Source organism: Pseudomonas sp. AFG_SD02_1510_Pfu_092 (assembly GCF_003331055.1).
Lineage (GTDB): Bacteria > Pseudomonadota > Gammaproteobacteria > Pseudomonadales > Pseudomonadaceae > Aquipseudomonas.
Genome location: NZ_PUQD01000001.1, coordinates 121,839 through 135,550, shown reverse-complemented (window position 1 = coordinate 135,550; position 13,712 = coordinate 121,839). Strand labels below are relative to the sequence as shown.

Sequence of the window (13,712 nt, the reverse complement as noted above, 5' to 3'; positions counted from 1 at the left end):
GTTATGGGGCAGGGCGGTCACAGCGTGTTCAGCGGTATCTTCAGGTAGCTCACGCCGTTTTCTTCAGGGGCGGGAAACTGGCCGCTGCGCATGTTCACCTGCACCGAAGGCAGGATCAGCACGGGCATGTCGAGGGTCTTGTCGCGGGCTTCACGCATGCTGACGAAGCTGTCCTCGTCGACGCCCTGGTGGATGTGGATATTGCTGGCGCGCTGCTCGGCCACGGTGGTGACGTACTGCATGTCGCGGCCACCTGGCAGGTAGTCGTGGCACATGAACAGCCGGGTCTGGTCGGGGAACGCCAGCAGGCGACGGATCGAGCGGTACAGGGTGCGGGCATCGGCCCCCGGGAAATCGCAGCGGGCGGTGCCGTAGTCGGGCATGAACAGGGTGTCGCCGACGAACACGGCGATCTCGCCGGCGTCCTCGATCATGAAGCTCACGCATGCCGGCGTGTGCCCCGGGGTGTGCAGCGCGCGGGCATGCAGGTTGCCAATGCGGAACCCTTCCTCGTCTTCGAACAGCACATCGAACTGGCTGCCATCGCGGGCAAAGCCGGGCTCGGCATTGAACAAGGCACCGAAGGTTTTCTGCACCTGGGTGATGTGCGCGCCGATGGCGGTATGGCCGCCGAGCTTTTCCTTCAGATAGGCCGCAGCGGAAAGGTGGTCGGCATGCACGTGGGTTTCCAGCACCCATTGCACGCTGGCTTCAAGCTCGATCACGCGTTGAATCAGGCGGTCTGCCGAAGTGGTGCAGGTGCGCCCGGACTTTGGGTCGTAATCCAGCACGCTGTCGATCAACGCGCACTGGCGGGTTTCACGGTCCATGACCAGGTAGCTGATGGTCGAGGTCGCCGGGTCGTAAAAGGCGTCCACCTGCAGGTTGTTGCCGATGATCATCATGTTCTCCAATTTTTCCGCCAAGCCTTGTACAGGCGAAGGCAGTGCCAGGAGGTCTATCAAGATGTATGCCAGGCATTTTCCGGCACGCGGGCTAATGAAACCGGCCCGTGGCTGGCAGCCGCCGCCAACGCTGGCAGCGCCGATGGCAGTCGACTGTCAGCCAATGGCAGTGAATGGCAGTCCTTGTTACCCTGCGCGGGTAACCCAATCGGTGCCGTCATGCCTGAACCTCATGCTCTCATCCTAGCCCTGGTTTCCTATCTTGAGCACGATGCCCTGCCAACCATCGTGCTGGACACCGACTACAACATCCTCGCCGCCAACGCTGCCTATCGCCGCCAGTTCGGCCATCGGGATCAGGCGCCGCTGGGCGAAAAATGCCACAAGGTCTCGCACCACTACGCCGTGCCTTGCGACCAGGCCGGCGAGCATTGCCCGATGCGCAAGGCCTGGCACAGCAAAGTGCCGGAGCGGGTGCTGCACATTCATCACACGCCACGCGGCCCTGAGCATGTGGACGTCGAACTGCGGCCGATCCTGGATGAACAAGGCAAGGTGGTGGCCTTTGTCGAACGCTTGACCAGCATCACGCTCGCTTCGGCACAGCCGCAGGAACAGGGCCTGGTCGGCCGGGCGCCTGCGTTCAAGGCTGCATTGGCCAGCCTGCAGCGCGCAGCACCGGCGCAGATCCCCGTGTTGCTGCAGGGGGAGTCGGGTACCGGCAAGGAGCTGTTCGCCCGCGCGCTGCACATGGGCAGCCCGAGGGCAAATGGGCCGTTGGTGGTGGTCGATTGCACCGGCCTGACCGAGTCGTTGTTCGAGAGCGAGTTGTTCGGCTACGAGAAGGGCGCGTTCACCGGCGCCAACCAGCGCAAGATCGGCCTCGCCGAAGCGGCCCATGGCGGCACGCTGTTCCTTGATGAAATTGGCGAAGTACCGTTGGCGATGCAGGTGAAGCTGCTGCGCCTGATCGAATCCGGCAGCTTCCGCCCGGTGGGTAGCCTGCGCACGGTGCATGCGGATTTCCGCCTGGTTTCGGCAACCCACAAGCCACTCAGGCAAATGGTGGCCGATGGCAGTTTCCGAGAAGACCTGTACTACCGCATCAGCGGCTTCCCCATCCGTCTGCCGGCACTGCGCGAGCGGGTTGAAGATCTGCCTTTGCTCGCACAGAGCCTGCTGCAGCGCATGGCCGGCTCGCCGACACCCAGGCTGAGCGACGATGCCTTGCAGCGGCTTGAGCTGCATCCATTCCCTGGCAACATTCGTGAACTGCGCAACATTCTGGAAAGGGCGCGGTTGTTTGCCGATGACGGGTTGATCCGGCCGGAGCATCTACCTGAGGACATTGCGCCGACGGGGGCGCACAGTGTAGGTGGTCGGCGTAATCACTTGGGTGAACTGGCGCAGGCGCTGCAGCAGTTCAAGGGCTCACGCAGTGAACTGGCTCAGCACCTTGGGCTTAGTGAGAGGACGTTGTATCGAAGGTTGAAGGAGCTTGGCCTGAACTGATGCGTTGTTTGTGCTGGCCCTATTGCCGGCATCCAGCCAGTCCTGCAGCCACAAGAAAGCCCGCATAAGCGGGCTTTCTTGTGGCTGGCAAATCTACACCTGATCAGAAGTCCAGGTTCGATACCGACAGCGCGTTGCTTTCGATGAAGTCGCGACGCGGCTCGACTGCATCACCCATCAGGGTGTTGAAGATCTGGTCGGCAGCGATAGCATCCTCGATGGTGACCTTGAGCATGCGGCGAACGGTCGGGTCCATGGTGGTTTCCCACAGCTGATCCGGGTTCATCTCACCCAGCCCTTTGTATCGCTGGATGGTGTGGCGCTTGGTGGTCTCGTTCATCAGCCAGTCCAGGCCTTCCTTGAACTCGACGATCGCCTTGCGGCGCTCACCGCGCTGAACATAGGCGCCTTCACCCAACAGACTCGACAGCTTGGCACCAATGTTGACCACGGTCCGGTAGTCGTTGCTGCCGAAGAAGTCGCGGTTGAAGGTAACGTAGCTGGCCAAGCCGTGCGAGGTGATTTCTACCTCCGGCAGCCAGACATTGCGTTCCTTGTCCTCGCGCAGGCTGGCTTTGTAAACCAGGCCCGATTTCTGGCTGTTGTTCAGACGCGCCTGGAACTGAGCCAGCCAGGCCTGCATCACGGCATGGTCACCCAACTGCTCCAGCGTCACCTCCGGCAAGTAGATGAAGTGCTCGGTCAGCTCTTCCGGGTACAAGCGCGACAGACGCTTGAGCGTCTTCATGACGCTACGGAACTCATTCACCAGTGCTTCCAGCTGCACACCAGAAACCGCTGGTGCCGACTCGTCCAGGTGGAGGCTGGCATCTTCCAGGGCCGATTGGGTCATGTACTCTTCCATGGCCTCGTCGTCCTTGATGTACTGCTCCTGCTTGCCTTTCTTCACCTTGTACAACGGCGGCTGGGCAATATAGATGTAGCCGCGCTCGACCAGCTCCGGCAGCTGACGGAAGAAGAAGGTCAGCAGCAGGGTACGGATGTGCGAACCGTCAACGTCAGCATCGGTCATGATGATGATGTTGTGATAACGCAGCTTGTCGATGTTGTACTCTTCGCGGCCGATACCGCAGCCCAGTGCAGTGATCAACGTGCCCACTTCCTGGGACGAAATCATCTTGTCGAAGCGTGCTTTCTCGACGTTGAGGATTTTACCCTTCAGCGGCAGGATCGCCTGGGTACGGCGGTTGCGACCTTGCTTGGCCGAGCCACCTGCGGAGTCACCCTCCACCAGGTACAGTTCGGAAAGAGCAGGGTCCTTCTCCTGGCAGTCCGCCAGCTTGCCGGGCAGGCCGGCGATATCCAGCGCACCTTTACGACGAGTCATCTCACGGGCTTTACGCGCTGCTTCCCGGGCACGGGCAGCATCGATCATCTTGCCGACGACAGCCTTGGCCTCGTTCGGGTTTTCCAGCAGGAAGTCGGCGAAGTATTTGTTCATCTCCTGCTCCACGGCGGTTTTAACCTCCGAGGAGACCAGCTTGTCCTTGGTCTGCGAGCTGAACTTCGGGTCCGGTACCTTCACCGAGATGATGGCGGTCAGGCCTTCACGGGCGTCGTCGCCAGTGGTCGCCACCTTGTTCTTCTTGGCCAGGCCTTCCTGCTCGATGTAACTGTTCAGGCTGCGGGTCAGCGAGGAGCGGAAGCCCACCAGGTGGGTACCGCCATCGCGCTGCGGAATGTTGTTGGTGAAGCACAGCAGGTTTTCGTTGAAGCTGTCGTTCCACTGCAGCGCGACTTCAACACCCACTCCATCGTCACGCTGGACGTTGAAGTGGAACACCTGAGAGTTGACCGGGGTCTTGTTGGTGTTCAGGTACTCGACGAACGCGCGCAGGCCGCCTTCGTACTTGAAGAACTCTTCCTTACCGCTGCGCTCATCCTTCAGCAGAATGCCAACGCCCGAGTTGAGGAACGACAACTCGCGGATACGCTTGGCCAGGATGTCCCAGCTGAAGTGAATGTTCTTGAAGGTTTCAGCCGAAGGCTTGAAGTGGATGTGGGTACCGGTGGTTTCGCTGTCACCAACAACCGCCATCGGCGCTTGTGGAACACCGTGGACGTAGGTCTGTTCCCAGATCTTGCCGCTACGGCGAACGGTGAGTACCAGCTTTTCGGAGAGGGCGTTAACGACAGAAACACCTACGCCGTGCAGACCGCCGGATACCTTGTAGGAGTTGTCATCGAACTTACCGCCGGCGTGCAGCACGGTCATGATGACCTCGGCGGCGGAAACGCCTTCTTCCTTATGCACATCGACCGGAATGCCGCGGCCGTTGTCACGCACGCTGATGGATTCGTCCGGGTGGATGATGACGGTGATGTCATCGCAATGACCGGCGAGGGCTTCGTCGATCGAGTTGTCGACCACCTCGAAGACCATGTGGTGCAGGCCGCTACCATCATCGGTGTCGCCAATGTACATGCCGGGACGCTTGCGTACGGCATCCAAACCTTTCAGCACCTTGATGCTGGAGGAGTCGTACGTTTGATTTTCGCTCATGCCTTCACTCCCGATGGTCGTGGGTCTGGGTGATACGGCCTTGTTCCACGTGGAACAAAGCAACTGGCGTTTCCGTCTGCCAGCCTTCCCTCAGTAATTCGTGATCTACACAGGTGATAAACACCTGGCAGCGTAATTCTTCCAGCAAGCGGCATAGTGCGCGGCGATGCTGATCGTCCAGTTCGGACGGCAGGTCATCCACGAGATAAATACAGTGACCGCGACGCGCCTGACTAACGAGATGGCCTTGGGCTATGCGCAATGCGCACACCACCAGCTTTTGCTGACCACGCGACAGGATGTCTGCTGCGTTGTTGGCAGCCAGACGAAGACGCAGATCAGCGCGCTGCGGACCGGCCTGAGTGTGGCCCATCTGCTGATCGCGAAGGAGAGAGGAAGCGAGTACTTCTTGCAGTTCCCGGTCCTTGTCCCAGCCTCGGTAGTAGCTCAGGGTCAACCCGTCCAGCTCGACCAGTTCGCTCAGGGTTCGCTCGAAGACGGGCTTCAAGGCCTTGATGTAGTTGCGACGGTATTCATCTATCTCCGCGCTGGCCAGGCACAATTCCCGGTCCCAGGCGGCTTGCGAAGCTGGGTCAAGTGTACCATGCCGCAACCATGAGTTCCGCTGCCGCAGTGCCTTCTGCAGCCGTTGCCAAGCTGGGAGAAAACGAGGTTCCACGTGGAACACTCCCCAGTCGAGGAACTGCCGGCGTATTTTCGGGGCACCTTCCAACAGCCGAAAACTGTCTGGATTGATGAGCTGAAGCGGCAGTAACTCTGCCAGCTGCGCCGCACTGCGCGCATTCTGCCCGTCGATGCGAATGGTGAATTCTCCCTGCCGCTCTCGTGAAACACCCAGGTTGCTGGTGCCACCCTCGGCCAGTTGCACTTCGCCAAACACCGTACAGGCCGGCTGTTCGTACTGGATGACCGGGTTCAGGCGGGTGCTACGGAACGAGCGCGCAAGCCCAAGCAGGTGCACCGCTTCAAGCACGCTGGTCTTGCCACTGCCGTTGGCGCCGTAAAGGATGTTGATGCGGGGGGAGGGTAAGAGTGTCACCGGGTGCAAGTTGCGCACCGCGGTGACCATGATACGTCGAAGGGACATTTCGCCTGCTACGGGTTACAGGCGCATCGGCATGACAACGTAAGAAGAATCGTCGTTGCCAGCTTCCTGCAGCAGGGCACTGCTGTTGGAATCGGACAGGATCAGACGAACTTGCTCGGTAGTCATCACGCCCAACACGTCCAGCAGGTAGCTGACGTTGAAGCCGATCTCCAGCGAGCTACCGTCGTAGTCCACGCTGATTTCTTCTTCCGCTTCTTCCTGCTCAGGGTTGTTGGCCTGGATCTTCAGTTGGCCGGCAGCCAGTTGCAGGCGGATACCACGGTACTTTTCGTTGGAAAGGATCGCAGTACGGCTGAAGGCTTCGCGCAGCGCCTGACGGTCGCCGACCACCAGCTTGTCGCCGCCCTTGGGCAGAACACGCTCGTAGTCCGGGAACTTGCCGTCCACCAGCTTGGAGGTGAAGGTGAATTCACCGGTGGTGGCACGGATGTGGTGCTGGCCCAGGACGATGCTGACCATGCCTTCCGGGTCGGTCAGCAGCCGTGCCAGTTCGAGAATACCTTTACGTGGCACGATGACCTGGTGCCGATCATCCTGCTCGATTGGCGCGCTCATGGAGCACAGCGCCAGGCGGTGGCCGTCGGTGGAAACCGCACGCAGGGTATTGCGGGAAACCTCCAGCAGCATGCCATTGAGGTAATAACGCACATCCTGCTGGGCCATGGCGAAGCTGGTGCGCTCGATCAGGCGGCGCAGCTTGCTCTGTTCCAGGTTGCAGGTCAGCGAGCCCGGGCCTTCTTCCACAGTCGGGAAGTCATTGGCTGGCAGGGTCGACAGGGTAAAGCGGCTGCGGCCGGCCTTGACCAACAGTTTCTGCTCGTCGACCTTGATATCGATCAGGGCGTCGTTCGGCAGGCTTTTGCAAATGTCCATCAGCTTGCGCGCCGGGACAGTGATTTCGCCAGGCTCGGCCGGCTCTTCCAGTTGCACGCGGCCTACCAGTTCGACTTCCAGGTCGGTACCGGTCAACGACAGTTGCTGGCCTTGCACGACCAGCAATACGTTCGACAGGACCGGCAAGGTCTGACGGCGCTCGACGACACCGGCGACCAGTTGCAGGGGTTTCAACAGGGCTTCGCGTTGAATGGTGAAATGCATGGTCTAGTCCCTTGCCTTCAATTAGCTGCGCAGACGGCCATCAGGTCGTCAGCGTCCGCAGCAGGTTCTTGTAGTCCTCGCGGATGTCCGCGTCGGATTCCTTCAGTTCGTTGATCTTGCGGCAGGCGTGCAACACGGTCGTGTGGTCGCGACCACCAAACATGTCGCCGATCTCCGGCAGGCTGTGGTTGGTCAGTTCCTTGGACAAGGCCATGGCCACCTGGCGTGGCCGCGCCACAGAGCGCGAACGCCGCTTGGACAACAGATCGGAGATCTTGATCTTGTAGTATTCGGCGACGGTGCGCTGAATGTTATCCACACTGACCAGCTTGTCTTGCAGCGCCAGCAGGTCCTTGAGCGATTCACGGATCAGCTCGATGGTGATGTCGCGGCCCATGAAGTGCGAGTGAGCGATCACCCGTTTCAATGCGCCTTCCAGTTCACGGACGTTGGAGCGGATGCGCTGGGCAATGAAGAAGGCTGCATCGTGTGGCAGCTCGACCTTGGCCTGGTCGGCCTTCTTCATCAGGATCGCCACGCGGGTTTCCAGCTCCGGCGGCTCCACGGCCACCGTCAGGCCCCAACCGAAGCGCGACTTCAGGCGCTCTTCCAGGCCTTCGATCTCCTTGGGGTAGCGGTCCGAGGTAAGAATTACCTGTTGGCCGCCTTCCAGCAAGGCGTTGAAGGTGTGGAAAAACTCTTCCTGCGAGCGTTCTTTACGGGCGAAGAACTGGATGTCGTCGATCAGCAGCGCATCCACGGAGCGGTAGAAGCGCTTGAATTCGTTGATGGCGTTGAGCTGCAGGGCCTTGACCATGTCCGCGACGAAACGCTCCGAATGCAGGTACACGACCTTGGCGTTCGGGTTCTTCTTCAACAGATGGTTACCCACAGCGTGCATGAGGTGGGTCTTACCCAGGCCCACACCACCATAAAGGAAGAGCGGGTTGTAACCATGCTTGGGGTTGTCGGCCACCTGCCAGGCCGCCGCGCGGGCCAGCTGGTTCGACTTGCCCTCGACGAAGGTGTCGAAGGTGAAGGTGCGGTTCAGGTAGCTGGTGTGCTTGAGCGCACCTTCAACCTGCACGGTGCGCTGTTCGGTCCGTGCGCTGCTGGCAGCCGGTGAAACCGGCTCGGCCATGGCATCGAAGCTGTCACGCGAGGACGGCTCGGCCAGTTCATCGACCAGCACAGGTTCGGCCGCCGTCACGGCAACCGGTTCGACTGCGGCCGGCGCTGCCTTCTGTGTCTGGCTTTGCGCCTGGGTGTGCGCCAGCGAAGCGGCCACAGCGGCGCTCACCGGCGCGTTGGGCGCAGCACGTGGCGCCGAGCTGCGGCGGCTGCCGATCAACAAGGAAAGGGCAGGTGCAATGCCACTACCGTTCTCGCCCAACAGCTCGAGCAAACGCCCCAGGTACTTTTCATTGACCCAATCGAGAACGAAACGGTTAGGCGCATAGACGCGCAACTCGTCGCCTTCGGCTTCGACCTGTAGCGGACGGATCCAGGTGTTGAATTGCTGGGCAGGCAGTTCATCGCGCAGAAGCTCCACGCACTGCTGCCAAAGTTCCACTGACACGGATATCCCCTGAGTTTGAAAGCCGGATGAGGCAAAAACAAACCGCCATTGTACCGGTCGAGCGTCCAGTTATCCACATGTGGACACGTTAGGAGTCATGACAAAACAGCCATTTATCGACCAAAACGGCTTTATCGTACTGTGCATAAGGTCTGTGGATAACTAGCCATGAGGGCTATGCACAACCCTGACCTCAAGCCTGTTGATAACTCACCTGTGGATAATCGCCCTTTTCATCCACAGCTTCTGCGCATGAAGAAAACAGCCGCAGCACCGGTTCGAAACAGGGTTATGAATTCCTGAACACCGCGGTTTTTCTGGCCTTTAGCGTGTTATCCACAGAAGGTTATCCACTTAAGATTTATAGATTCTTCAGAAAAGCTTTTTATATGTCTCTTCTTTTTTTTCATGTTGTCCCCAATTCGTGTGTCCGATCAAGCACCCTCCGGGGATGGGTAAGCAGGCACCGTCCATCACATGCTCTATAGGGAAAGACTGGTTGGAAATTGACCTACGGGCTTGCTTTCTCTAGAATCGCCGGTCTCTTAAAAAGGGGGCCATCCCGGCCCGTCGTCGACAAACCAGGTAACACGCCATGAAACGTACTTTCCAACCAAGCACCATCAAGCGCGCGCGCACCCACGGCTTCCGTGCCCGTATGGCTACCAAGAACGGCCGCGCTGTTCTGTCGCGTCGTCGTGCCAAAGGCCGTAAGCGTCTGGCCATTTGATTTTTCGGCACAGGTGGTGAGTCAGGACTTCAGTCGGGAAAAGCGACTGCTTACACCCCGACATTTCAAAGCGGTCTTCGACTCCCCAACCGGCAAGGTTCCAGGGAAAAACCTGCTGATCCTTGCTCGCGAGAACGGCCTCGATCACCCACGCCTCGGCCTGGTGATTGGCAAGAAGAGCGTCAAGCTCGCCGTTCAACGCAATCGCCTCAAGCGCTTGATGCGCGATTCCTTTCGTCTTAACCAGCAATTGCTTGCCGGGCTGGACATCGTGATCGTCGCGCGCAAGGGATTGGGTGAGGTAGAAAACCCGGAATTGCACCAACACTTTGGCAAGCTCTGGAAACGCCTGGCGCGCAGCCGGCCCGCTCCAGCAGTGACCGCCAATTCCGCAGGGGTAGACAGCCAAGATGCGTAAACTGGCACTCGTTCCGATCCAGTTTTACCGTTATGCCATTAGTCCTCTGATGGCCAGTCACTGTCGTTTTTTCCCCAGTTGCTCCTGTTACGCCTATGAAGCCATCGAAAACCACGGCCTCTGGCGTGGTGGGTGGCTAGCCGTTCGTCGCCTGGGACGTTGTCATCCGTGGAACGACGGCGGTTTCGATCCCGTTCCTCCCGCTCCTTCCTCCCGAACTTCTTCGATAGCCGAGTAATCATGGATATTAAACGCACGATCCTGATCGTCGCCCTGGCAATCGTGTCCTACGTCATGGTCCTCAAGTGGAACCAGGACTACGGCCAGGCTGCCCTGCCGACTCAGAATACTGCTGCCAGCACTGTTGCCCCGGGCCTGCCGGACGGCGTACCGGCCGGTAACGCCGGCGCCAGCGCCGATGTGCCGAGCGCCAACGCCGAAACCAGCGCAGCCGAATTGGCGCCGGTCGCGGTCAGCAAGGACCTGATCCGGGTCAAGACCGATGTCCTGGACCTGGCTATCGATCCGGTCGGTGGTGACATCGTCCAGTTGAACCTGCCGCAATACCCACGTCGCCAGGACCACCCGGACATTCCGTTCCAGCTGTTCGACAACGGTGGCGAACGTGTCTACCTGGCACAAAGCGGCCTGACCGGGGTCAACGGTCCCGACGCCCGTCCTGCAGGCCGTCCGCTGTACGCTGCCGACAAGAAGGGTTACCAGCTGGCCGATGGCCAGGACCAACTGGTGGTAGACCTGAAGTTCAGCGACAACGGCGTCAACTACATCAAGCGCTTCAGCTTCAAGCGTGGTGAGTACGACCTGACCGTCAGCTACCTGATCGACAACCAGAGCGGCCAGGCCTGGAGCGGCAACATGTTTGCCCAGCTCAAGCGCGACGCCAGCTCCGATCCATCGTCGAGCACTGCCACCGGCACCGCTACCTATCTGGGTGCAGCCCTGTGGACAGCTTCCGAGCCCTACAAAAAGGTCTCGATGAAGGACATCGACAAAGGCAGTTTGAAAGAAAATGTGTCCGGCGGTTGGGTTGCCTGGCTGCAGCACTACTTCGTGACTGCCTGGATTCCGGCCAAGTCGGACAACAACGTTGTCCAGACCCGCAAGGACAGCCAGGGCAACTACATCATCGGCTACACCGGCCCGGCGATCAGCGTGCCTGCTGGCGGCAAGGTCGAAACCAGCGCCATGCTGTATGCCGGCCCGAAGATCCAGTCCAAGCTCAAAGAGTTGTCCCCAGGCCTGGAACTGACCGTCGACTACGGCTTCCTGTGGTTCATCGCACAGCCGATCTTCTGGCTGCTGCAACATATCCACAGCCTGCTGGGTAACTGGGGCTGGTCGATCATCGTGCTGACCATGCTGATCAAAGGCCTGTTCTTCCCGCTGTCGGCTGCCAGCTACCGTTCGATGGCGCGTATGCGTGCCGTTGCGCCTAAGCTTGCCGCGCTGAAGGAACGCTTCGGTGATGATCGCCAGAAGATGTCCCAGGCGATGATGGAGCTGTACAAGAAAGAGAAGATCAACCCATTGGGCGGCTGCCTGCCGATCCTGGTGCAGATGCCGGTGTTCCTGGCCCTATACTGGGTACTGCTGGAAAGCGTGGAAATGCGCCAGGCCCCATGGATGCTGTGGATCACCGACCTGTCGATCAAGGATCCGTTCTTCATCCTGCCGATCATCATGGGCGCCACCATGTTCATCCAGCAGCGTCTGAACCCGACCCCGCCAGATCCGATGCAGGCCAAGGTGATGAAAATGATGCCGATCATCTTCACCTTCTTCTTCCTGTGGTTCCCGGCTGGTCTGGTGCTGTACTGGGTTGTGAACAACTGCCTGTCGATCGCACAGCAGTGGTACATCACCCGCAGCATCGAAGCAGCCAGCAAAAAAGCTGCTGCTTGACGGGCTACTGCGCTAGCCTGTGAATAAAAACGCCCCCTATGGGGCGTTTTTGCTATCCGTCGTTTTTGTCGTAGAGGCTTTCGAGCATGAACACTGTGCGTGAAACCATCGCCGCCATCGCCACCGCCCAGGGCCGCGGCGGTGTGGGTATTGTCCGGTTGTCCGGCCCACTGGCTGCCAAGGCCGGCCAGCTGATCACCGGCCGTATGCTTACCCCGCGCCACGCCCATTACGGCCCGTTCCGCGACGAGGACGGGCTGGTGCTGGACGAAGGGATCGCGCTGTTCTTCCCTGGGCCGAATTCGTTCACTGGCGAAGATGTGCTCGAGCTGCAGGGCCACGGTGGCCCGGTGGTGCTGGATATGCTGCTGCAGCGCTGTGTACAAGTGGGTTGTCGCTTGGCCCGGCCCGGTGAATTCAGCGAGCGCGCATTCCTCAATGACAAGCTCGACCTGGCCCAGGCCGAAGCCATCGCCGACCTGATCGAGGCCAGCTCCAGCCAGGCGGCGCGCAATGCCTTGCGTTCGCTGCAAGGGGAATTCTCGAAGCGCGTGCAGTTTCTGACCGAGGCGCTGATTGCGCTGCGCATCTACGTCGAAGCAGCAATCGACTTCCCGGAGGAGGAGATCGACTTCCTCGCCGACGGCCATGTGCTGTCGATGCTCGATGTGGTGCGCGACGAGCTGGCCAAGGTCCAGCGTGAAGCCGGGCAGGGTGCCTTGCTGCGCGACGGCATGACCGTGGTCATCGCCGGTCGGCCGAACGCCGGCAAGTCGAGCCTGTTGAATCAGCTGGCCGGGCGCGAAGCGGCCATCGTCACCGATATCGCCGGCACCACGCGGGACATTTTGCGCGAACATATCCACATCGATGGCATGCCGCTGCACGTGGTCGACACCGCCGGCCTGCGTGATACCGATGACCATGTGGAAAAGATTGGCGTGGAACGCGCCCTGAAGGCCATTGGCGAGGCCGACCGGGTGCTGCTGGTGGTGGATTCTACTGCGCCCGAGGCCAGCGACCCGTTCGCCCTGTGGCCAGAGTTTCTCGACCAGCGGCCAGACCCGGCCAAGGTCACGCTGATTCGCAACAAGGCCGACCTCAGTGGTGAGCGGGTCGCGCTGGAGCAGTGCGATGATGGTCACGTCACGATCACCCTCAGTGCCAAAGGCGACGACACAGGGCTGCAGTTGCTGCGAGATCACCTGAAGGCCTGCATGGGTTATGAACAGACGGCCGAGAGTGGTTTCAGCGCCCGCCGGCGTCATCTGGATGCGCTGCGTCAGGCTAGCGAGCACCTGGAACACGGCCGTGCGCAACTGACACTGGCCGGCGCGGGTGAGCTGTTGGCGGAAGACCTGCGCCAGGCGCAGCAGGCGCTTGGGGAAATTACCGGGGCATTCAGCTCGGACGACCTGCTGGGGCGGATTTTCTCAAGCTTCTGCATCGGCAAATAATCCACAGCCAGATAAGGCCACGGGCCGCTCCTTCGGGAGCGGCTTTTTTTTGCCCAAAAAACGGCTGCTTCCAGAGAAATTGTGCTGCCCTCAACGGCTGAGCCAGACCGTTTAGCAGCGGCTTCACCCGCGAAGAGGCCGGTGCAGGGTCGATATTTTTCATTCACAGTCATCCATTTTTCTTCAGGAGCCCTGTGGAAAACCCGCCTTCAGCTCCGTTGATAAGCAGGCTTTTTTTCTGAGGACAAACCCGCCTGTGGGTAAACAGGCAATTAATCCACAGGCTAAATCGTGTTATCCATAGCCCTCATGGTACTCAAGCCACAGGGTTTAATTTCTCTGTATGCTTCATGGATAAAGGCTTGTAGAACCTTATCCACAGATAAGCTTGTGCATAAGAATAAACATAAAAACAAAGCTTTTTTAAATTTTTCCTC

The 13,712-nt window shown here is 59.7% G+C and carries 11 protein-coding genes; 6 read left to right on the top strand and 5 right to left on the bottom strand.

Annotated elements, in window-relative coordinates; all coding sequences use genetic code 11:
- Positions 1-17: 17 nt before the first annotated feature.
- A complete protein-coding gene (locus tag C6A77_RS00655) occupies positions 18-902 on the bottom strand; it encodes an MBL fold metallo-hydrolase (RefSeq protein ID WP_114167583.1) in 885 nt (294 codons plus the stop codon).
- Positions 903-1,124: 222 nt separating this feature from the next.
- On the opposite strand from C6A77_RS00655, the gene C6A77_RS00650 reads away from it, so the two are divergent.
- Positions 1,125-2,417, top strand: a complete 1,293-nt coding sequence (locus tag C6A77_RS00650; RefSeq protein ID WP_114167582.1) for a sigma 54-interacting transcriptional regulator — start codon at positions 1,125-1,127, stop codon at positions 2,415-2,417.
- Between the two features lie 103 nt (positions 2,418-2,520).
- Here C6A77_RS00650 and gyrB read toward each other — a convergent pair whose 3' ends face one another.
- The 4 genes from gyrB to dnaA are packed head-to-tail and all read right to left on the bottom strand — an operon-like array spanning position 2,521 to position 8,747.
- Positions 2,521-4,941, bottom strand: a complete 2,421-nt coding sequence (gene gyrB, locus C6A77_RS00645; protein ID WP_114167581.1) for a DNA topoisomerase (ATP-hydrolyzing) subunit B — start codon at positions 4,939-4,941, stop codon at positions 2,521-2,523.
- 4 nt (positions 4,942-4,945) lie between these two features.
- Complete coding sequence (gene recF / locus C6A77_RS00640) at positions 4,946-6,049, bottom strand: DNA replication/repair protein RecF (protein WP_114167580.1); 1,104 nt, start codon at positions 6,047-6,049, stop codon at positions 4,946-4,948.
- Between the two features lie 15 nt (positions 6,050-6,064).
- The gene (gene dnaN / locus C6A77_RS00635) at positions 6,065-7,168 is read right to left on the bottom strand and encodes a DNA polymerase III subunit beta (protein ID WP_114167579.1); all 1,104 of its coding nucleotides are present in this window, start codon (positions 7,166-7,168) and stop codon (positions 6,065-6,067) included.
- Between the two features lie 40 nt (positions 7,169-7,208).
- Positions 7,209-8,747: a chromosomal replication initiator protein DnaA gene (dnaA, locus tag C6A77_RS00630; protein WP_114167578.1), complete on the bottom strand. Its 1,539-nt coding sequence runs from the start codon at positions 8,745-8,747 to the stop codon at positions 7,209-7,211.
- A gap of 595 nt (positions 8,748-9,342) precedes the next feature.
- Here dnaA and rpmH point away from each other — a divergent pair.
- From rpmH to mnmE, 5 genes are all read left to right on the top strand, one after another.
- Positions 9,343-9,477 carry a 50S ribosomal protein L34 gene (rpmH, locus tag C6A77_RS00625; protein WP_003253163.1) on the top strand — a complete coding sequence of 45 codons (135 nt, stop codon included), beginning with the start codon at positions 9,343-9,345 and terminating at the stop codon, positions 9,475-9,477.
- Positions 9,478-9,490: 13 nt separating this feature from the next.
- Positions 9,491-9,895, top strand: coding sequence for a ribonuclease P protein component (gene rnpA / locus C6A77_RS00620; protein ID WP_114167577.1), 405 nt, complete (start codon positions 9,491-9,493; stop codon positions 9,893-9,895).
- Complete coding sequence (gene yidD, locus C6A77_RS00615; protein ID WP_075046823.1) at positions 9,888-10,133, top strand: membrane protein insertion efficiency factor YidD; 246 nt, start codon at positions 9,888-9,890, stop codon at positions 10,131-10,133. The genes rnpA and yidD overlap by 8 nt, the downstream gene beginning before the upstream one ends.
- 2 nt (positions 10,134-10,135) lie before the next feature.
- A complete protein-coding gene (gene yidC / locus C6A77_RS00610; RefSeq protein WP_114167576.1) occupies positions 10,136-11,818 on the top strand; it encodes a membrane protein insertase YidC in 1,683 nt (560 codons plus the stop codon).
- 86 nt (positions 11,819-11,904) lie between these two features.
- A complete protein-coding gene (mnmE, locus tag C6A77_RS00605; RefSeq protein WP_114167575.1) occupies positions 11,905-13,275 on the top strand; it encodes a tRNA uridine-5-carboxymethylaminomethyl(34) synthesis GTPase MnmE in 1,371 nt (456 codons plus the stop codon).
- Positions 13,276-13,712: the final 437 nt, after the last annotated feature.

What these genes read in the sequence shown, in the direction of transcription:
- rpmH (WP_003253163.1), top strand. Translation starts at nt 9,343, where the DNA reads ATGAAACGTACTTTCCAACCAAGCACCATCAAGCGCGCGCGCACCCAC.
- dnaN (WP_114167579.1), bottom strand. Translation starts at nt 7,168, where the DNA reads ATGCATTTCACCATTCAACGCGAAGCCCTGTTGAAACCCCTGCAACTG.
- gyrB (WP_114167581.1), bottom strand. Translation starts at nt 4,941, where the DNA reads ATGAGCGAAAATCAAACGTACGACTCCTCCAGCATCAAGGTGCTGAAA.
- mnmE (WP_114167575.1), top strand. Translation starts at nt 11,905, where the DNA reads ATGAACACTGTGCGTGAAACCATCGCCGCCATCGCCACCGCCCAGGGC.
- C6A77_RS00655 (WP_114167583.1), bottom strand. Translation starts at nt 902, where the DNA reads ATGATCATCGGCAACAACCTGCAGGTGGACGCCTTTTACGACCCGGCG.
- yidD (WP_075046823.1), top strand. Translation starts at nt 9,888, where the DNA reads ATGCGTAAACTGGCACTCGTTCCGATCCAGTTTTACCGTTATGCCATT.
- yidC (WP_114167576.1), top strand. Translation starts at nt 10,136, where the DNA reads ATGGATATTAAACGCACGATCCTGATCGTCGCCCTGGCAATCGTGTCC.
- recF (WP_114167580.1), bottom strand. Translation starts at nt 6,049, where the DNA reads ATGTCCCTTCGACGTATCATGGTCACCGCGGTGCGCAACTTGCACCCG.
- C6A77_RS00650 (WP_114167582.1), top strand. Translation starts at nt 1,125, where the DNA reads ATGCCTGAACCTCATGCTCTCATCCTAGCCCTGGTTTCCTATCTTGAG.